The 20,392-nt window shown below is 69.2% G+C and carries 15 protein-coding genes; 7 read left to right on the top strand and 8 right to left on the bottom strand.

The window, feature by feature from the left end; genetic code table 11:
* The first annotated feature begins 127 nt into the window (after positions 1–127).
* Complete coding sequence (leuS, locus tag FOH10_RS32550) at positions 128–3,025, top strand: leucine--tRNA ligase (protein ID WP_143983507.1); 2,898 nt, start codon at positions 128–130, stop codon at positions 3,023–3,025.
* A gap of 43 nt (positions 3,026–3,068) precedes the next feature.
* On the opposite strand, the gene FOH10_RS32545 is transcribed toward leuS, so the two are convergent.
* The gene (locus tag FOH10_RS32545) at positions 3,069–3,983 is read right to left on the bottom strand and encodes an AraC family transcriptional regulator (protein WP_143983506.1); all 915 of its coding nucleotides are present in this window, start codon (positions 3,981–3,983) and stop codon (positions 3,069–3,071) included.
* Between the two features lie 85 nt (positions 3,984–4,068).
* Between FOH10_RS32545 and FOH10_RS32540 the strand changes: the two genes are divergently transcribed.
* Positions 4,069–4,710, top strand: a complete 642-nt coding sequence (locus FOH10_RS32540) for a peroxiredoxin-like family protein (RefSeq protein ID WP_143983505.1) — start codon at positions 4,069–4,071, stop codon at positions 4,708–4,710.
* A 61-nt stretch (positions 4,711–4,771) separates the two neighbouring features.
* Here the strand turns inward: FOH10_RS32540 and FOH10_RS32535 are convergent, their stop codons facing one another.
* Both FOH10_RS32535 and FOH10_RS32530 read right to left on the bottom strand, forming a co-directional pair.
* Positions 4,772–5,572, bottom strand: coding sequence for a polysaccharide deacetylase family protein (locus FOH10_RS32535; RefSeq protein ID WP_143983504.1), 801 nt, complete (start codon positions 5,570–5,572; stop codon positions 4,772–4,774).
* 529 nt (positions 5,573–6,101) lie between these two features.
* Positions 6,102–6,809 (bottom strand): SDR family oxidoreductase, encoded by a 708-nt coding sequence (locus FOH10_RS32530; RefSeq protein WP_143983503.1) that lies wholly within the window; start codon positions 6,807–6,809, stop codon positions 6,102–6,104.
* Between the two features lie 250 nt (positions 6,810–7,059).
* Here FOH10_RS32530 and ggh point away from each other — a divergent pair, with 250 nt between their 5' ends.
* Entirely contained in the window at positions 7,060–8,397 is a 1,338-nt protein-coding gene (gene ggh, locus FOH10_RS32525) for a glucosylglycerate hydrolase (RefSeq protein WP_029930314.1), read from the top strand.
* Between the two features lie 87 nt (positions 8,398–8,484).
* The gene (locus FOH10_RS32520) at positions 8,485–9,228 is read left to right on the top strand and encodes a glycoside hydrolase family 25 protein (protein ID WP_143983502.1); all 744 of its coding nucleotides are present in this window, start codon (positions 8,485–8,487) and stop codon (positions 9,226–9,228) included.
* Positions 9,229–9,260: 32 nt separating this feature from the next.
* On the opposite strand, the gene FOH10_RS32515 is transcribed toward FOH10_RS32520, so the two are convergent.
* From FOH10_RS32515 to FOH10_RS32500, 4 genes are all read right to left on the bottom strand, one after another.
* Positions 9,261–11,306, bottom strand: a complete 2,046-nt coding sequence (locus FOH10_RS32515; RefSeq protein ID WP_143984457.1) for a PhoX family protein — start codon at positions 11,304–11,306, stop codon at positions 9,261–9,263.
* A gap of 138 nt (positions 11,307–11,444) precedes the next feature.
* Complete coding sequence (locus tag FOH10_RS32510; protein WP_143983501.1) at positions 11,445–12,170, bottom strand: amino acid ABC transporter ATP-binding protein; 726 nt, start codon at positions 12,168–12,170, stop codon at positions 11,445–11,447.
* Positions 12,171–12,321: 151 nt separating this feature from the next.
* Positions 12,322–14,154, bottom strand: a complete 1,833-nt coding sequence (locus FOH10_RS32505; RefSeq protein ID WP_143983500.1) for an ABC transporter substrate-binding protein/permease — start codon at positions 14,152–14,154, stop codon at positions 12,322–12,324.
* Positions 14,155–14,219: 65 nt separating this feature from the next.
* On the bottom strand, positions 14,220–15,014 hold the full coding sequence (locus tag FOH10_RS32500; protein WP_029930319.1) for an LLM class F420-dependent oxidoreductase: 795 nt from the start codon (positions 15,012–15,014) through the stop codon (positions 14,220–14,222).
* Between the two features lie 147 nt (positions 15,015–15,161).
* Between FOH10_RS32500 and FOH10_RS32495 the strand changes: the two genes are divergently transcribed.
* The gene (locus FOH10_RS32495; RefSeq protein ID WP_244961469.1) at positions 15,162–17,162 is read left to right on the top strand and encodes a heavy metal translocating P-type ATPase; all 2,001 of its coding nucleotides are present in this window, start codon (positions 15,162–15,164) and stop codon (positions 17,160–17,162) included.
* Between the two features lie 132 nt (positions 17,163–17,294).
* The gene (locus FOH10_RS32490; RefSeq protein WP_143983498.1) at positions 17,295–18,392 is read left to right on the top strand and encodes an ABC transporter ATP-binding protein; all 1,098 of its coding nucleotides are present in this window, start codon (positions 17,295–17,297) and stop codon (positions 18,390–18,392) included.
* 175 nt (positions 18,393–18,567) lie between these two features.
* Here the strand turns inward: FOH10_RS32490 and FOH10_RS32485 are convergent, their stop codons facing one another.
* Positions 18,568–19,077, bottom strand: coding sequence for a winged helix-turn-helix transcriptional regulator (locus tag FOH10_RS32485; RefSeq protein WP_425326118.1), 510 nt, complete (start codon positions 19,075–19,077; stop codon positions 18,568–18,570).
* A 123-nt stretch (positions 19,078–19,200) separates the two neighbouring features.
* Here FOH10_RS32485 and FOH10_RS32480 point away from each other — a divergent pair, with 123 nt between their 5' ends.
* Positions 19,201–20,373, top strand: coding sequence for a thiolase family protein (locus tag FOH10_RS32480; protein WP_143983497.1), 1,173 nt, complete (start codon positions 19,201–19,203; stop codon positions 20,371–20,373).
* Positions 20,374–20,392: the final 19 nt, after the last annotated feature.

Genomic DNA, 20,392 nt, shown 5'->3' with positions numbered 1-20,392 from the left:
GACACGGTATGTGACCTGGGGCTCAGTGCGCTACCGACCGGTCCTACCCTTTTTGGGCGGCGGGAGGGCCACGCTTTACCCTGGTGAGCGACCTTATCGGGGATCGGCTAGAGCAGAAGGCAGGACCGTGCAGGACACTCGTGCGACCGACAGCACCGGCACCATCGAAGCCGGGAACGGAGACGTGCCCGCACACCGCTACAACGCCGACCTCGCGGGACGGATCGAACGCAAGTGGCAGGACAACTGGCGGCAGCGCGGAACCTTCCACGCGCCCAATCCGGTCGGCCCGCTGGCGGGTGACACCCCGGCCGACAAGCTGTTCATCCAGGACATGTTCCCCTACCCCTCGGGCGCTGGCCTGCATGTCGGCCACCCGCTGGGCTACATCGCCACCGACGTCTTCGCCCGCTACCACCGCATGCACGGCCGGAATGTGCTGCACGCCCTGGGCTATGACGCCTTCGGCCTGCCCGCCGAGCAGTACGCGGTGCAGACCGGCGCGCATCCGCGGGTGACCACCGAGTCGAATATCGCCACCATGCAGCGGCAGCTGGATCGCCTGGGTCTGGGCCACGATCGCCGCCGCTCCTTCGCCACCACCGATCCCGAGTACTACAGGTGGACGCAGTGGATCTTCCTGCGCATCTACAACGCCTGGTATGACGAGAAGCTGGGTAAGGCCCGTCCGATCGACGAGCTGATCGCGGAGTTCGAGGGCGGCACGCGGTCCGCCGACGGCCGCGAGTGGGCCGAGCTGACCGCCGCCGAGCGCAATGCCGTGATCGACTCGTATCGCCTGGTCTACCAGACCGATTCGGTGGTCAACTGGTGCCCGGGGCTGGGCACGGTGCTGTCCAACGAGGAGGTCACCGCCGACGGCCGCTCCGAGCGCGGCAACTTCCCGGTGTTCCGTAAGCGCCTGTGGCAGTGGATGATGCGCATCACCGCGTACTCCGACCGCCTGGTCGACGATCTGGACGAGCTGGACTGGCCGGAGAACGTGAAGGCCATGCAGCGCAACTGGATCGGGCGTTCCCGGGGCGCGCAGGTCACGTTCGAGGCGAACACCGCCGCGGGCGAGGGCGACGCCATCGAGGTGTTCACCACCCGGCCCGACACCCTGTTCGGTGCGACCTATGTGGTGCTGGCGCCCGAACACGAACTGGTGGACCGGCTGACCGCCGCCGACTACCCGGCGGGCACCGATCCGCGCTGGACCTTCGATTCCGCGAATCCCGCCGAAGCCGTTGCGGCCTACCGCAAGTCGATCGCCGCCAAATCGGATCTGGAACGGCAGGAGAACAAGGAGAAGACCGGCGTCTTCCTGGGCTCGTACGCCACCAATCCGGTGAACGGCGCGCGCGTGCCCGTCTTCATCGCCGATTACGTGCTGAGCGGCTACGGCACCGGCGCGATCATGGCGGTGCCCGGCCACGATCAGCGCGACTGGGAATTCGCCACCGCCTTCGGCCTGCCCATCGTGGAGGTCATCTCCGGCGGCGACATCTCGCAGGGCGCGTACTCCGGTGACGGCCCGCTGGTGAACTCCGGTGAGCTGGACGGCATGACCGTGGAGGCCGCCAAGGCCGCCATCATCGAGCGGCTGGAGGCCGACGGCCACGGGCACGGCAAGATCCAGTACAAGCTGCGGGACTGGCTGTTCGCGCGGCAGCGCTACTGGGGTGAGCCCTTCCCCATCGTGTACGACGAGGACGGCCAGCCGCACGCGCTGCCGGAATCCATGCTGCCGGTGACGCTGCCGGAGATCGAGGACTTCGCACCGGTCACCTTCGACCCCGACGACGCCGACTCCGAGCCGTCGCCGCCGCTGGCCAAGGCCACGGACTGGGTGCACGTGGAACTGGATCTGGGCGACGGCCCGAAGCGGTACCGCCGCGACACCAATGTCATGCCCAACTGGGCGGGCAGCTCCTGGTACCAGCTGCGCTACGCCGACCCCACCAATGCCGAGGCGTTCTGCGCGCCGGAGAACGAGAAGTACTGGCTGGGACCGCGTACCGCCGACCACGGCCCGAAGGATCCGGGCGGCGTGGATCTGTACGTGGGTGGTGTGGAGCACGCGGTGCTGCACCTGCTGTACGCGCGGTTCTGGCAGAAGGTGCTGTTCGATCTGGGTGACGTGTCCGGCTCCGAGCCGTACCGCCGCCTGTTCAACCAGGGCTACATCCAGGCGTACGCCTACACCGACGAACGCGGTGCCTACATCCCGGCCGCCGAAGTGGTGGAGCGGGACGGCAAGTTCTTCTGGACGCCGCCTGCGGCCGACGGCGAGTCCGGCACCGAGATCGAGGTCTTCCAGGAGTACGGCAAGATCGGCAAGTCGCTGAAGAACGCCATCTCCCCCGACGAGATGTGCGATCTGTACGGCGCGGACACCTTCCGCTTCTACGAGATGTCCATGGGTCCGCTGGACACCTCGCGGCCCTGGGCCACCAAGGACGTCGTCGGCGCGCACCGCTTCCTGCAGCGGGTGTGGCGACTGGTGGTGGACGAGGAGACCGGCGCGGCCAAGGTCACCGACGCCGCACCGTCCGGCGAGACGCTGCGACTGCTGCACAAGACCATCGCCGGGGTGGACGACGACTACGCCAATCTGCGCGACAACACCGCGGGCGCGAAGCTGATCGAGCTGACCAACCATCTGACCAAGCACTACCCCGACGGCGCACCGCGCTCGGTGGCGGAACCGCTGGTGCTGATGCTGGCCCCGATGGCCCCGCACGTCGCCGAGGAACTGTGGGAGCGCCTGGGCCACACCACCGCCCTGGCGCACGGCCCCTTCCCGGTCGCGGATCCCGCACTGCTGGTGGCGGATTCGGTCGAGTACCCGATCCAGGTCAACGGCAAGGTCCGCTCGCGCGTCTCGGTCCCCGCCGACGCCGACAACGCGGCGGTGCAGGCGGCGGCGCTGGCGGACGAGAAGATCGCGGAACTGCTGGGCGGCAAGGAACCCCGCAAGGTGATCGTGGTGCCGGGCCGTCTGGTCAACGTGGTCGCCTGACAGCTGGGACGGCCGGGCTCGGCCACACCCGGTGGCGCTGCCGTCAGAGTCGCTGCGCCGCGCGGTATTCCGCCGGTGATCGCCCGTGCTGGCGCTTGAAGGCGCGGGAGAAGGCGAACTCCGAGGCGTAGCCGACGCCGTGCGCCACGGCCGCGACGGAGTCCGCGCTGTCGCGGAGCCGCCGGGCGGCCAGCTCCATGCGCCAGCGCGCCAGGTAGGCCAGCGGCGGTTCGCCGACCAGGGCGCTGAACCGGCGGGCGAGGGTGGCGCGGGAGACGCCGACCTCGGCCGCGAGTTCTTCCACGGTCCAAGGGCGAGCGGGGCTTTCGTGCAGCAGCGCCATGGCCTTGGCGATCTCCGGATCGCGCAGTGCCATGAGCCAGGAGGCCCCGTCTTCGGCGCGGTGCTCGGTCCAGACCCGCAGCGCCTGCACGAACAGCACATCGACGAGCCGGTCGGTGACGGTCTGGGTGCCGGGCCGGTCCTCACCGATTTCGGCGGTGAGCATGCGCAGCGTGTCGGCGAGTTCGCGGCCGGCCGCCGACTGGTCGGCGGGCAGGTGCACCAGCGGCGGCAGCAGGCGCATCAGCGGATGCGCCGGGTAGGCGTCGTAACGGTAAGAGCCGCAGACGACCCGGGTCTCGCAGCCGTCACCGGGCAGCCGGATGACGCGCTGGCCGGGCGACGGCGCGATCCGCTCGAACGGCAGCAGCGGTACCTCCGGTGAACTGCACAGGGCATGTCCCGAACCCATGGGCAGCAGCGTGAAATCCCCCGCCGCCAACTGCACCGGACGTTCGCCGGGCAGCCGTATCCAGCAGCTGCCGCGCACCACGGCGTGGAAGGCGGCCTTGGGCATATCGTCGAGCTGAATGCCCCAGGGCGCGGCCGCCCGCAGCTGCGCGGTCACCGCCCCACCGACCTTGGTTGCCGCGAGTACGTCGGTGAGCACATCCATGCGGCTCATCCTATGAGACGATCTGCTATGTATCAGCGCTTCTGGGTCATGGTCCGTGCTGACCACTCCGCATAGCGTCTACGCCATGGGAAATACATACGCGGAACAGGTAATTCGCATGTACGAGCAGATGCGCGGCACGGTACCGGAGGAGCTGGTCGCCCGACTGCATCGCAATGCCGAAAAGCTCAGCCCGCTGGGCGACAAGGCCCTACAGGTGGGGGACCGAGCTCCCGATTTCACCCTCCCGGGCGCGACCGGCGCGGAGTTCACCCTCTCCGCCGCCCTGCGCTCCGGACCGGTGGTACTGACCTTCTACCGTGGGAACTGGTGCCCCTACTGCAATCTCGAACTGCGCGTATTGCAGTCCAGGATCGACGACTTCCGAGCCCTCGGTGCCCGCCTGGTCGCCATTTCCCCACAGTCCCCAGATGATTCGCTCTCCATGACCGAGAAGCACGAGCTCGACTTCGACGTGCTCTCCGACGGCGGCAATCGGATCGCGGCCGACTACGGGCTGCTCTTCACCGTGGACGAGGCGATCCGCGCCGACTATCTGACGGTCGGCGCGGACCTCTCCGCGGGTGACTGGGAGCTGCCCGTCCCTGCCACCTATGTCATTGGCTCGGACGGCACTATCGTCTATGCCTTCACCGACGGTGACTACCGCCAGCGCGCCGAGCCCGAGGACATCCTCACGGCCCTGCGTCAGCACTTCTCCCAGTAGCCCGGGCGCTGGCGGCCGACGACCGCGGTCGCCCGTGTTCATCGAGCGACCGCGGCACCCGTCACACCGGGGGCAGCAGCACGTCGTTCAGGGTCACCATGGACAGGTTGCGTTCCCGGATGATGTCGGTGAGCTGGCCGTAGCAGCGGGTGACCGGGGGGAAGTTGGCGTGGCCGATGACGATCGACTGCGGTTGGAAGTACTTGTGGGCGCATTCGATCAGGTACTGCTCGGTGATCAGGCCGGAGTCGGAGAGGGAGCCGTACCACATGACGGGGACGGTGTAGCCGAGATCGGCGGCGATGCGGTCGACGGTGGCATTGTGGCGGCCGAAGGGTGGGCGGTAGTACGGGGTGCCGTCGACGCCGAAGTTGTCCCGCAGGAAGGTCTTCGCGCGCTGGAGTTGGGAGGCGGCGGCCGTGCCGGACACGGCGGTGAGGTCGGCGTGGTCCCAGGTGTGGTTGCCGAGCTGGATCTGGCCGGATTCCACCAGGGGGCGCAGGGTGTGGCGGTGCTCCATCCAGGAGTCGTAGTACGCGGTCACGAAGAAGGTGAAGCGCGCGCCGGTGTCCCGGGCGAACCTGATGTACGCGCCGACCACGTCGGGGCTGGCGCCGTCGTCGACGGTGAGCGCCATACTGCTGCCCGGGCCGGGCAGGGCGGTGATGGTGCCCGCCGGAATCGGCGTCTTGGGTCCGGTCGGCGGCGCGGGCAGCGGGCGCGGGGCGGCCGGGGGCGGCGCGGGCACCGCCGGGATGTCGCCGACCCTGAGCTCCGGCGTGCCGCTGTGCGCCCGCGTGCAGCCGGTCAGGGCGTACGCGGTCCCCGCGGCGAGCAGTCCGAGCAGATTACGTCGGTCCATACGCGTGATCACTCCGAAGTATCGAGCCATCCCCAGCAACCCCACAGTTATAGCCCTGATCGGCACCCGACCGCGACCAACGCGCGGCCCGGTCGGCAAGCCGCGCCGGTCGCGCGAACCGCGCGCCACCCGCACCGGACGCGAACGAGCGCGCGATCGGACCCGGCACACCACAGACGGGCGCGTAGCTACGCCCACGCACAACAGACCCGGCACTCCCAGTCCAGGCACACAGCCACGCCCCGCGCACGACAGACGCGGCACGGCGCAGGCCCCGCACGGTCGCTCCCCTGACATACGACGGGCACGGCACCGGTCGGACTCCAGCGCACAACTCGATCCGACGCCCCGGCACGGCTCGGCGCGCAGTCGCGCCCGCACACGACGCAGGCAGCACGGCGACCCGGCACGCGGCCTACCCGCTACGCACAACCGACTCCGGAAGCGGTCAGATGCCGGTGCACGGTTCGATCCGAGGCCCGGCGGGCTCGGGCACGACGGGGCTGGCGTGCGGCGGCCGCAGGCGGCCTCAGCGCGGGATCGGGCGGAGCACGATTTCGGTGGGATGGGCGTCGCGCGGGGTCTCGACGGCAGTGCGCACCGCGCGCGCCACCGTCGAGGGCTCCAGGAATTCGCGCGGCTGGTAGTCGCGGCCCTCCCCCGCCACGATCTCGCGCTGCATATCGGTGTCGATCCGGCCGGGGTGCACCGAGGTGACGCGCAATGCGGTCTCCTCCAGTCGCAGCGCGTCGGCGAAGGCGCGCAGCCCGAACTTGCTCGCGGCGTACACGCCCCATCCGGCATTGGCGCGCAGCCCGGCGCCCGAATTGATCAGCACCACATGCCCGTTGGCGGCGCGCAGCGCGGGCAGCAACACCCTGGTCAACTCGGCGACCGCGATCAGGTTGGCCTCCAAGGTGTTCCGCCACTGCGCCACCGAGGAATCGGCTATGGTGCCGAGGTCGGCGACCCCGGCATTGTGGACCAATACCTCCAGCCGCTCGATCGGTTCCGCCGCGCGGGCAACAGCCTCGTAGTCGGTGAGCTCCACGGGAAATCCGGTCGCACCGGGCAATTCGCTCAGAATCGGAGCGAGCGACCGCTCGGTGCGCGCGCCCAGCACCAACCGATGCGTGGGCGCGAGTTCGCGCGCGACGGCTGCCCCCAGCCCCCGGCTCGCACCCGTGATGAGCGCCGTCGGACGGTTGTCGCTGCTGCTCGCGTCGGAGGTGGCCATGCGACCACCGTAACGGGGATGGACAGCGGGCGATGATCCCGGGCGACGGCACCGACGGCCCGCGGCGAATGAGCGCGCGGGCCGCGGCGACCGCCGTGAACAACGAGCTCCGCCGCGTGTATGCATGTCCATTCGCACCAGACGAAGGCCGACAAGGGTGAACGCTGCCGAACCCGAACCATCCCCGGATCACACCCCCGAACCCCGCGTCCACCGCGCATACCTGCCGGTGCCGTCGCAGAATAGGGCGATGACACACCCCGGGTTCACGCCCACTCAGCTCGCGGCCCGCGCCGCCTATCTGCTGCGCGGCAACGATCTGGGCACCATGACCACCGCCGCGCCGAAGCTGTATCCACACATGTGGAGCTGGGACGCCGCCTTCGTGGCGGTCGGCCTGGCCCCGCTCAGCGTGGAGCGGGCCGTGGTCGAGCTGGACACCCTGCTGTCGGCGCAATGGCGCAACGGGATGATCCCGCACATCGTGTTCGCCAACGGCGTGGACGGGTACTTCCCCGGCCCCGCCCGCTGGGAGTGCCGGCGACTGGCCGCCGACGCCCCCGACGGACCGGATACCTCGGGCATCACCCAGCCGCCCGTGCACGCCATCGCGGTGCAGCGGATTCTCGACCATTCGCGCCGCCACGGCCGCAGCACCCGCGCGGTCGCCGAGGACTTCCTGCACCGGCGCTGGCCCGACCTCATGCGCTGGCACCGCTGGCTGGCCTACGCGCGCGATCCCAAACAGCACGGCCGCATCACCATCTACCACGGCTGGGAATCCGGGATGGACAACTCGCCCCGCTGGGACCGCGCCTACGAGAACGTGGTGCCGGGCGATCTGCCGCCCTACCAGCGCGAAGACCTGCACGTGGTGGACGATCCCAGCCAGCGGCCCTCCGACCGCGAATACGACCGCTACATGTGGCTGGTCGAGCAGATGCGCCGAGCGGGCTACGACGACTACCAGCTGGCGTCCACCATGAGCTTCGCGGTGGAGGACGTGTTCGTCACCGCCATCTTCTCGCTGGCCTGCGAGGTGCTGGCCACCATCGGCGACGACTACCGGCTGCCCAATGCCGATGTGCGGGAGCTCTACGAATGGGCCGACTACTTCCGCGCGGGCGTCATCGCCACCACCGACGCGCGCAGCGGCGTGGCCAAGGATTTCGATCTGCGGGCCGACCGCTGGATCGAGACCGAGACCCTGGCCGTCTTCGCACCGCTGCTGTGCGGCGGCCTCTCCCGTGATGCCGAGCGGCGGCTGCTGCGGCTGTTCGAGGGTCCGCGCTACTGCGGCCATCCGGATCTGCGCTACGCGCTGCCGCCCTCCACCTCACCGGTGTCCAAGGACTTCCGGCCGCGCGAGTACTGGCGCGGCCCGGTGTGGCCGGTGATGAGCTGGCTGTTCTCCTGGGTGTTCGCGCGCCGCGGCTGGGCCGAGCGGTCGTTCATGCTGCGCGCGGAGGGGCTGCGCCAGGCCGGCGACGGCACCTTCTCCGAGTACTACGAACCGTTCACGGGCGAGGCGCTGGGCAGTATGCAGCAGTCCTGGACGGCGGCCTCGGTGCTGGACTGGCTGGGCTGACGCTGCGGCGTTTGTAGCGAATTCGTAGCGAACACCACAGCGGTGATTCGCGTGAGACGCGTCACCGGCGCTCTACTGTCGAGCGGCATGGACCGGAACCACCCGCTCGTGGCCCGCACCCACCTCGCCGCCGCCCTCGCGCTGGCCGCCCTGCTACCGCTGTCCGGCACGGCGGCCGCCGCACCGCACGGCCCCGACGTCTCCTCCTGGCAGCATCCGGGCGGCAGTGGGATCAACTGGTTCGCGGTCCGCGCCGCCGGACACCCCTTCGCCATGGTGAAGGCCACCGAGGGTCTGAGCTATGTGAACCCGTTCTTCGTGCCGGACAGTCTGATCATGCGGGCGGCCGGAGTAGCCCGGGGCACATACCATTTCGCGCGCCCCGCGCTGCCTCCCGAACCGCAGGCGGTCTTCTACTCGACGGTGGTGCTCGGGCAGAACGGCCCGATGGATCTGCCCGCCGTGCTGGACCTGGAGGATTCCGGCGGACTCCCGCCCGCCGCCCTCATCGACTGGACCCGCCGCTACCTGAACACCGTCGAGGCGCTGACCGGTCGGCCGCCGATCATCTACACCGGCGTGCACTTCTGGAAAACGGCCATGGCGAATTCCACCGAGTTCACCCGCTATCCGCTGTGGATCGCGGACTATCGCGGCAATGCCGAACCGGAGGTGCCCGGCGGCTGGCCCACCTGGACCTTCTGGCAGTACACCGACTCGGGCAGTATCTCGGGCATTCCGGGACCCACCGATATCAACGTATACAGCGGAGCCCAAGGCGATCTCGGCGCATTCGCGCGCATGCCGGGCAGCGGCAGCGCGGGCGGATAGCACGCCCGCGCCGCCGATCGGACACGAGGACGTCAGACGCCGATACTGCCGCCGTCCTGCTTCCACACCGTCACGACGGCCGGGCGGGGCTGGGCGCTGCCGCCGTCGGGCCAGTGCGAGGCGGGCTTCTCGACGGAGGCGTCGTCCACCTCGCCCGGATGCTGCACGCTCACCAGCACGCGACGGTCGGTGACGATCGGACCGCAGGTCTCCGCGCCCACCGGCACCGTGAGGAACTGCTTGGTCTCGCCCCGACGCTCCCCCTCGAGCGTGACGGCGAAAAGTCCGTCGTTGGACTTCAGCGCATTGCCGTCGGTGGAGATCCACAGGTTGCCGTGCGGGTCGAAAGCCAGGTTGTCGGGGCAGGAAATGGGGCTGACCTTGGACTTGTCGAAGCCCGCGAAGTAGGTGTCGGCGGCCTGGGGATCGCCGCAGACCAGCAGCAGCGACCAGGTGAACGCGGTGCCGGTGTGGTCGTCGACGATCTCGAGGACCTGGCCGTTCTTGTTCTGGTTGCGCGGATTGGCCTCGTCGACACCGGGTTTGCCGTCGGTGCCGCGCTTGCTGTTGTTGGTCAGCGCCACGTACACCTTGCCGGTCGTGGGATTCGGCTCGAAGTCCTCGGGGCGGTCCATCTTGGTGGCGCCGACCTTGTCACCGGCGAGGCGGGTGAACACCGCCACCTCCTCGGCGCTCATGCCCTCGACCAGCGACCTGCCCTTGCCGTCCGCGCCGGTCTCCAGCAGCGGAATCCACTGGCCGGAACCGGTGAAGCCGTTGTCCGAGGGCACCTTTCCGCTGCCGTCGATCTGATCCGGGTGGTCCCCGCTCAACTTCGCGACGTACAGCGTGCCCTCGTCGAGAATGGTCATATTGTGCTTGCGGGCCGCCGCGGTATTGCCCTGCTGAATCTTCTTGGCGGAGACGAACTTGTACATGTAGTCGAAGCGCTCGTCGTCGCCGGAGTAGGCGACCACCGCGCCGTCCGGGGTGACGTAGACGTTCGCGGACTCGTGCTTGAACCGGCCCATCGCGGTGTGCTTGACCGGGGTGGAGGCGGGATCCCACGGATCGACCTCGACCACCCAGCCGAACCGGTTGGGCTCGTTGGGCTCCGCGGCCAGATCGAAGCGCTTGTCGAAGCGCTCCCAGCCGCGCGGCTCGTTGTTGTCACCGCCGATGCCGTAGCGCTTGCCGCGCTCCTTGGCGGCCGGGTCGGCGAACTCGCCGGCGAAGTACTGGTTGAAGTTCTCCTCGCCGGAAAGAATGGTGCCCCACGGGGTTACACCGCCGGAGCAGTTGTTGAGGGTGCCCGCGACCTTCAACCCGAAGGCGTCGGCGGAGGTCTTCACCAGATCGCTGCCCGCGGCCGGGCCGGTGAGCTGGAATTCGGAGGTGGCCGTGATGCGGCGGTTGTACTTGCCCAGCACCGGGGTGAGTTTGCCGGAACCGGCCTCGCCCTTGACCTCGACCACGGTGAGACCGTGTGCGGCCCATTCGATCTCGACCTGCTCGCGGGTCGGATTCTTGTCGTCGTAGCCCGCGAACATGAACGGGCCGGTGGTGTACTCGTGATTGGCCACCAGCAGGTAGCCGTTCTCCTGGCCCTCGATGGGCAGCAGCGCCGAGAAGTCGTTGTTGTAGCCGAACTGCTTGGCCTGGGCCGAGGCGGTCTGGTTGGCGAAGTCGAACTGCGGCGCGTCCGGCAGCACCGGATCGCCCCAGCGGATCACCACGCTCTGCTCGTAGCCCTCGGGCACGGTCACCGCATCGGCCTTGTTCGGCGCGACCGGGGTGAAGTCGGTGCCGGTGCCGGGGCTGGTCTCGGCGGCTGTCCGCACATCGTCGCCGTCACCGCAGGCGGCCAGCAAACCGGCCGTGCCGGTCGCCAGCACCACGGCCGCGCTGCCCTGCAGCATGCGGCGGCGCGACATGGCGGCCACGATATCGCCGAAGTACTCTCCGGCCGATTTGTTGGGAACCTCGTGGGCGCAGGCATTGCCGCACTTGTAGCGGCAAGTGACGGCGGCGCGCGCGGACGCGCCGTCATGCTTCACGAAGAGGGCGAGGGGTTTCAACACTGCATGCTCCCGGGGTCGTCTTGTCGGGCGCACCGTAACCAGGCCAGAAGAGCCGGAGGAGACGCGCAGATGAACAGCCGACCAATTAGGTAGCCCTAAGTTTGCCGGGAGGATGCGGCGCACCCTCCCGGACCACTAGAGCACCTGGGAGAGGAACTGCCGCAGCCGCGGCGTCTCCGCGCTGTCGAAAAGCTGATCCGGCGTACCGGTTTCCACCACCTGCCCGTGGTCCATGAAGACCACGCGATCGGAAACCGAACGGGCGAAGCCCATTTCGTGCGTGACCACGACCATGGACATACCGTCTCGCGCCAGGTCGGCCATGAGCGCGAGCACGCCCTTCACCAGCTCCGGGTCCAGCGCCGAGGTGGCCTCGTCGAAAAACATGAGCTGCGGTTTCATGGCCAGCGCGCGGGCGATGGCCACGCGCTGCTGCTGACCGCCGGACAGATTGGCCGGGCGCACATCCGCCTTGCCGGACAGGCCGACCTTCTCCAGCTGTTCCAGTGCCAGCGTGCGCGCCTGCTCCTTGGACAGCCCGTGCAGCTTGCGTGGACCCAGCTCGATATTCTCCGCGACCGTCTTGTGCGGGAACAGGTTGAAGTGCTGGAACACCATGCCGATCTGCTGGCGCAACTTGTCCGGATTCTCGGTGAGCACCGACTTGCCGTCCAGCAGGATGTCACCCTTGTCCGGCTCGTGCAGGCGGTTGAGCACGCGCAGCAGCGTGGACTTGCCCGACCCCGAGGGACCGATCACCGTGGTGGCCTTACCCGCGTCCACGTGGATGTCCACCCCGCGCAGAATATGCGTGCGCCCCAGCGTCAGATGCAGCCCCGTACCAATAAGAGAGGCACTCATGCCGCTGCGTCCTTTCGAGCATGAGCGGGGCGCTCCGTGGTTACGCTCCGCTGCCGCCTCCGCGCCTGACCGCTCATGCTGCTGTGTCCCTTTCGAGCATGAGCGGGGCGCTCCGTGGTTACGCTCCGCTGCCGCCTCCGCGCCTGACCGCTCATGCTCCTCGCCCTTCCGTGATCACGGCCTGCTCGACCGGGTCGATCGGCTCTTCCTTGCGCCCGGTGCGCAACCGGCTGTCGATGTAGTTCACCAGGTGCGTGAGCGGCACCGTCAGCAGCAGGTACACCAGGCCCGCGGCCACCAGCGGCGACAGATTTCCGGTCTGCGCGTTGAGATCCCGGCCCACCGCGAACAGCTCCCGCTGCGAGGCCAGCAGCCCCAGGAAGTAGATCAGCGAGGAGTCCTTGATGAGCGCGATGAACTGGTTCATGAGCGCGGGCAGCACCCGGCGCACGCCCTGCGGGATCACCACCAGGGTCATGGCCTGCCGGTAGCCGAAGCCGATGGCGCGGGCCGCTTCCAGCTGCCCCGGCTCCACCGACTGGATGCCGGAGCGGAAGATCTCGCCGATGTAGGCCGACGACAGCAGCGCCAGCGCGACCGCGCCCAGCCAGTACGGATTGTTGCCGGTGATCTCCTTGACCACCGGACCCGCACCGAGGCCGATGAGCAGGATGATCACCACCGCGGGCAGCCCGCGGAAGATGTCGGTGTAGACGCGAGCGGGCCAGCGCAGCCAGCGGGTGCGCGAGATGCCCGCCACCGCGAGCAGCATGCCGATGGCGGTGCCCAGCACGCCCGAAACCACCGCCAGGATCAGGGTATTCGGCAGACCTGTCTTGATCAGGTCGGGAAACGCCTGCTTGTACAGCTCCCAGTCGAAGAAGGTGTCCTTCAGCTGCCGCAGCGTCGACTTCGGCTCTACCCCACCGTTATCGGCCCGGTTGTCCGCGTTCCGCGCGGCGATGGCGGCGAAGTCGGGTAGGTCCGGCAGCGGCGCGGCCTTGGAGCCCGGCTTCCAGCCCGGTGGCAGTTCGCGCGGCACCCAGTCCTCGTAGAGCCGCGCGTAGGTGCCGTCCGCGATCACCGCGTCCAACCCGGCATTGAGGGCGTCGATCAGCGGCTGGTTGTCCTTGCGCACCGCCCAGGCCGCGAAGTTGTTGAGGCTGAAGGTGTTCTGCGCGATGGTGGTGGCGTCGCCCGGCTTGATCGCACCCACCGCCTGCGCGGACGGGGCCACCCAGGCGTCGATCTGGCCGGACTTCAGATTCGCGTACGCGGTGTTGTAGTCCGGGAACTTCACCGGGTCCAGGTGCAGTTCGTTGACGACGTACTCGTCCTGCACCGTGCCCTGCACCACGCCGACGCGGGTGCCGCTGTTCAGGTCGGTGAACGAGCCGATGGCGCTGTTGCTCGGCACCACCAGCGAGAAGTAGCCGAAGTCGTAGCCGTTGGTGAAGCCCACCAGCTGGCGGCGCGCGTCGGTGGTGGTGATGTTCGAGGAGCCGACGTCGAAGCGGCCGTTGGCCACCTGCGCGAGCAGTCCCGCGAATTCGGTTCCGGTGAACTCGATCTGCAGACCCAGCTTGGCGGCGACGGCCCGCAGCAGCTCGTTGTCGAAGCCGGTGAACGCGCCCTGGGAGTTGACGCAGATGCTCGGCGGCGCGTCCGACAGGGTGCCGACGCTCAGCTTGCCCGGGGTGATGAGCCCCAGCCGGGTGAGGTCGATGCCGTCGAGCGGTCGCACGTTCGGCGTGGTGTACCGGTCCGAGGACGCGCCCTGCTGGGCTGTCGACAGTTTGGGTGGCAGCGCGGTGGCGGCGGCGGGTCCCGGGGGCGAACACAGGTCGTTCTCGGGTGCGGCGGCGCTGGGCCCGGTGCCCAGCGCCAGCATTCCGGCGAGTGTGACCAGCAACACCCCTGCGACCGCCGTCATGCGAGGTCGCCGCCCTGTGGGCCGGGACCTGACCGTGCGCAAGCAAACCATGACGAAACACCCTAGTCGGGGCGATTCGGCACACCAGAGTTGCGGTCAGCCCGCGCCCAAAGGTGTCAGGCGATACCCGCCACCGACTCGGGATTGAACTGATCGCGCCAGCGAATGGCCTGCTCGACGGTGCTCAGGTCGTAGTCGGGGCCGCCGGTGCCCACGGTGAACAGGGTCGCGCCCGCCGCGACGAAGTCGGGGGCGGAGTCGACGCCCGGCCACTCCACCGATTTCTCGATCCTGCCCGCGTCGGTGCCGACCTCGGCGCAGTGGTCGGCCAGAATGCCGGTCTTGCGCTTCAGCACCTCGAGGTCGGCGAAGCTGTGCCAGATATCGGCGTACTCGGCGACCAGGCGCAGCGTCTTCTTCTCCCCGCCGCCGCCGATGAGGATGGGGATATCGCGCACCGGCTGCGGATTCAACTTGGCGAGCCGGTCGGCGATGCGGGCCATCGACTCCTTGAGCAGGGCCAAACGGCTTCCGGCGGTGCCGAATTCGTAGCCGTACTGTTCGTAGTCCTTCTCGAACCAGCCCGCGCCGATGCCGAGGATGAGGCGGCCGCCGCTGATGTGGTCCACGGTGCGGGCCATATCGGCGAGCAGATCGGGGTTGCGGTAGCCGCCGCCGGTGACCAGCGCGCCGAGTTCCACCCGCTCGGTCTGTTCGGCGATCGCGCCGAGCATGGTCCAGCACTCGAAGTGCGCGCCCTCCGGATCGCCGTAGAGGGGATAGAAGTGGTCCCAGTTGAAGACCACGTCGACGCCCAGATCCTCGGCGCGGCGGACGGCGTCGCGGATCAGCCCGTAATCGGGCGCGTGCTGTGGTTGCAGTTGGACTCCGATACGAACCGGTCGGCTCACGTGGCACTCCCTAGTCGCGGCATGGACTATCCGTCTCGCGGATCGAGGCTACCGATCCGGAGGTGCGCCCGCCGGTTGAACGGGGCCGCGTTCACTCCTGGAATAACACATGCAGACATACGCATGCATTCATGTTACGGTGGCGGCATGAACAATTCGGCGGGTCACAGCCACCTCTCGGGACCGCGCATCGAGATGGCCTTCGCGATCGGCTCCGGCATCACCTACGCGGGCGGCATGGTCGCGCGCTACCTCCTCGACGGCCCGCCCTGGATGGCGACCGGGCTGTTTCTGGCCACCTACCTGCTGGGCGGCTTCTTCACCGTGCGCACCGCCCTCGCCACCGTGCGGCGCGGCCGCTTCGAGGTGGACTTCCTCATGCTGGTCGCGGCGGTGGGCGCGGCGGCGGTCGGCAAATGGGCCGAGGGTGCCGTGCTGCTGTTCCTGTTCAGCCTGGGACACGCGCTCGAGGAATACGCGATGGGCCGGGCGCAGAAGTCCATCGCGGCGCTGGCCGAACTCGCACCGCGCACCGCACTGGTGCGGCGCGGGCCCGACACCGTCGTCGAGGTCGACGTGGACACCCTCGAGATCGGCGATGTCATTGTGGTGCGGCCGAATTCACGGCCGAGCGCGGACGGCATCGTGGTCGCGGGCGTGAGCGCCGTCGACGAATCGGCGGTCACCGGCGAGAGCATCCCGGTGGAGAAGCGAGCGGCCGACGATCTCGCCGCACTGACCGGCCGCACCCCGGTACCCGAGGCCCAGCGGGTGTTCGCGGGCACGCTGAACGGTTCCGGCGTGCTCGAGGTGATGGTCACCGACCGCGCCGCCGACAGCACCCTGGCCCGGGTGATCGCCATGGTGCGCGACGCCGAGACGCAGCAGTCGCCGACCCAGCGGTTCATCGACCGGTTCCAGCGCTACTACGTGCCCGCCGTACTCCTGGGCGTGCTGGCCGTCATGGCCTACGGCGCCTACGTTCTCACCGAGCCGTTCGCGGACAGCTTCTACCGCGCCATGGTGGTGTTGGTGGCCGCCAGCCCCTGCGCACTGGCCATCGCCACGCCGAGCGCGGTCCTGGCCGGAGTGGCGCGGGCCGCGCAAGCCGGGGTGCTGGCCAAGGGCGGCGGACCGCTGGAATCGCTGGGACGGGTGCGGTCGGTGGCCTTCGACAAGACCGGGACGCTCACCTGGGGACAGCCTCGCGTCACCGATATCGAGCCCGCCCGCCCCGCTCTGCGAGCGGAACTGATCGGCACGCTGTTCGCGGTGGAGTCCTACAGCGACCACCCGCTGGCCTCGGCCATCACCCGCGATCTCGCCGGATTGGTCCCAGCGGGAGCGGAATTCGCTGCCACCCGGGTGAATTCGGTGACCGGACGCGGGGTGACCGCACTGGTGGACGGCCGGGTGACCGAGATCGGCAACCTGACCATGTTCGCCGAACTCGACAGCGACGGCGTGCCCGCCGAGATCGCGGCGGCGGTGGAGCGGCTGCACGCGGCCGGGCGCACCACCATGATCGTGCGGCGCGCGGGCGTCTATCTGGGCGTGGTCGGCGTGATGGATACCCCGCGCGCGGAGGCCGCCGCGGTCATGGCCAGGCTGCGCGACCTCGGCGTCACGGAACTGGTGGTGATCTCCGGTGACAACCAGCGGGTGGCAGACGCGGTCGCCGACGGGCTCGGACTCGACGCCGCCCACGGCGGTCTGCTGCCCGAGGACAAGGTCGACATGATCGGCAGGCTGCGCGCCCGCGGTGGCACCGCCATGGTCGGCGACGGCGTGAACGACGCACCCGCCATGGCGAACTCCTCGGTCGGAATCGCCATGGGTGCGGGCGGATCCGCCGTGGCTCTGGAAACCGCCGACGTCGCGCTCATGTCCGACGATATCGGTCGCCTCCCCTTCGCGGTGGCGTTGAGCCGCCGGGCCGCCGCGATCATCCGCCAGAACCTGGCCATCGCCCTGATCATCGTGGCCGGACTGGTTCCCGCCACGCTGATCGGCCTGCCCATCGGTCCCGCGGTCTTCATCCACGAGGGCTCGACCCTGCTGGTCGTCGCCAACGCCCTGCGCCTGCTGCGTTTCCGCCGCGGAGCCGAGCACGAGGGCATCGAGCACGAAGCGCGCCCCGGCGCCTGACTCCGCCCGCGGCACACGGCCGGTGCGCCCGGATCAGGGACCACTTAGCATCGTGCGGGAGCCCGCGCGGCTCACCACCCTCTACAACGGATCGTCCGGCACGTTCCTGCCGGTGAAGGGATGCAATTCCATATGGCTACGGTCACCTTCGATCGCGCCTCCCGGGTGTACCCGGGTGCGGTCAAACCCGCTGTCGACGCCCTGGACCTGGAGATCGCCGACGGCGAATTCCTGGTGCTGGTCGGCCCGTCCGGCTGCGGGAAGTCCACCTCGCTGCGCATGCTCGCCGGGCTGGAGGAGGTGAGTACGGGGCGCATCCTGATCGGCGCGAAGGACGTCACGCACGCCGAGCCCAAGGAACGCGATATCGCCATGGTGTTCCAGAACTACGCGCTCTACCCGCACATGAGCGTGGCGGAGAACATGGGCTTCGCGCTCAAGATGGCGAAGGTGTCCAAGGAGGAGCGCGAGCAGCGGGTGCTGGAGGCGGCCAAGCTGCTCGACCTCGAGCCGTACCTGAACCGCAAACCCAAGGCGCTCTCCGGCGGTCAGCGGCAGCGCGTCGCCATGGGGCGCGCCATCGTGCGGCAGCCGCACGTGTTCCTGATGGACGAGCCGCTGTCCAATCTCGACGCCAAGCTGCGGGTGCAGACCCGCACCCAGATCGCCCAGTTGCAGCGCCGCCTCGGCACCACCACCGTCTACGTCACCCACGACCAGGTCGAGGCCATGACCATGGGCGACCGGGTGGCGGTGCTGAAGGACGGGCTGCTCCAGCAGTGTGCCTCCCCGCGCGATCTGTACCGCGATCCGGCCAATCTGTTCGTGGCCGGTTTCATGGGCTCCCCCGCCATGAACCTGTTCACGCTGGCTGTCGAGGGCGGTGCGGTGCAGCTCGGCGGACACCGGCTGCCGCTGCCGCGCACGGTCGCCGACGCCAGCGACGGCAGTGTCGTGGTCGGCATCCGGCCCGAGCATTTCGAGATCGCGGGATCGGCGAACGGGCTCGGCAAGCCGGCGGACGGGATCACCATGGAGGTCGACGTCGTCGAGGAGCTCGGCTCCGACGCCTACGTGTACGGTCGCGCCCTGGACAAGAGCGGCAGCGAAACCATTGTGGCGCGGGCGGATTGGCGCAACCCACCCGCCAAGGGCACCCGGTTGGTGCTCCAGGCCGATGCCGAGCACACCTACTTCTTCGCGCCCGAGGACGGGCGACGGCTGAACTGAGCACAAACCTGCCCGCCCGCCGGTGCACGGCGGGCGGGTCGATCGTTCGGACGCGGGCGCGTCGTCCATGTCGAACGCGACTCCGATATCGCACAGTGCCGACCACCGTTACCGGCGGAGCATGCGTGCTGCTCGTCGCGGCCTAGCGGTACCCGTCGGCTACCCACGCCGCCCCTCAGGAGGCGGGTGGGAGGCGGCCGTGGCGGCGCAGCCAGCTCTTGTTGACACGCACACGCACGCGCTCCGGGGGCACCTCGTCGCCGGAGGCGCTGACCAGCTCGACGCGCACGGGCTCGCCCGTCGTGTCCTCCAGGCGTTCCAGCGGCGGGGTGCCGTCCTGGAGGTACTTGTCGCCCCACTGCCAGAGCGCTACCACCGCCGGTATCAGGTCCCAGCCCATCGGGGTGAGGACGTATTCGTGCCGGGTGCGTTTGCCCTCTTCCTGATAGGGGCGCTTCTCCAGCAGCCCCGCGTCGGCGAGTTTGCGTAGCGCGTTCGCGGCCGCGGCGTCGGTGATGCCCACGCGCGCGGCGAATCCGTCGAAGCGGCGGGTGCCGTAGTACGCCTCGCGCAGGATCAGGATCGCCGAGCGGGTGCCGACGATGTCGAGGGCTTTGGCGATGGAGCAGCCCTCGGGTTTCCATGCGCTCAGATCCCTGAGCGGTCCTTCCAAGACGAACGACATGACGCTCATCATACTCCTGCTGACTTGCCTCAACTATGGCCAGCTCCTACTCTGACTTTAGAGCGGTTGAGTCAGCCGCCGGAAGGTCGGCCGCGACGCAGCGGCCTTTGCGAAGGAATCGCCATGAGAGACGCAGTCATCGTCGAAGCCGTCCGCACCCCCGTGGGCAAGGGCAAGCCCACCGGAGCCCTGCACGGCGTCCATCCCGTCGATCTGCTCGCGCACAGCCTGCGAGAAGTGGTGGCGCGCAGCGGCATCGACCCCGAACTCATCGACGACGTGATCGGCGGCGTAGTCACCGCGGTGGGCGAGCAGGGTTCCAACCTGACCCGCCGCGCCGCCCTCGCCGCCGGATACCCCGAATCCGTCCCCGCCACCACGGTCGACCGTCAGTGCGGCAGCAGCCAGCAGGCCATCCACTTCGCCGCCCAGGGCGTCATCGCGGGCGCGTACGACATCGTGGTGGCCGCGGGCGTGGAGTCCATGAGCCGGGTTCCCATGGGGGCCAATCTCATCGGCGCGGAGGACGTCACCGGTGTCGGCTTCGCCGAACGCTACCCCGAGGGCCTGGTCCCACAGGGCATCAGCGCCGAACTCATCGCCGCCCGCTGGAATCTCGGGCGCACCCAGCTCGACGAGTTCGCTCTGTCCAGCCACGAAAAAGCCGCCCGCGCAACGAAAGACGGCTCCTTCGACGCCCAACTGGCCCCGCTGGCCGGACTGACCGCCGACGAGGGCATCCGGCTGGGCAGCACCCTCGACACCCTCGCGGGCCTGCGCCCCGCCTACCACAGCGACGCCATGGCGGCCCGCTTCCCCGAGATCGCCTGGAATATCACCGCCGCCAACGCCAGCCCGATCAACGACGGCAGCTCCGCCGTCCTCATCATGACCAGCGAACGAGCCGCCCAGCTCGGCCTGCGCCCCCTCGCCCGCGTCCACAGCTTCGCCGTCGCGGGCGACGACCCCCTGCTCATGCTGACCGCCGTCATCCCCGCCACCCGAAAGGTCCTGCACCGAGCCGGACTCCAACTCTCCGACATCGACCTCTTCGAGGTGAACGAGGCCTTTTCCTCCGTGGTCCTGGCCTGGGCCCACGACACCGGCGCCGACCTCGCCAAGGTCAACGTCAACGGCGGCGCCATAGCCATCGGCCACCCCCTCGGCGCCTCCGGCGGCCGCCTCGCCACCACCCTCGTCCACGCCATGCACGACCGCGGCGCCCGCTGGGGCCTGCAAACCATGTGCGAGGCAGGAGGTCTGGCCAACGCCACCATCTACGAACGGATTCGGTAGTCGAGCACCGTCACCGCCC

The organism is Nocardia otitidiscaviarum (genome assembly GCF_007362295.1).
Lineage (GTDB): Bacteria > Actinomycetota > Actinomycetes > Mycobacteriales > Mycobacteriaceae > Nocardia > Nocardia otitidiscaviarum.
The sequence above is the reverse complement of the archived record's forward strand: the minus strand, read 5'-3'. Positions and strand labels throughout refer to the sequence as shown.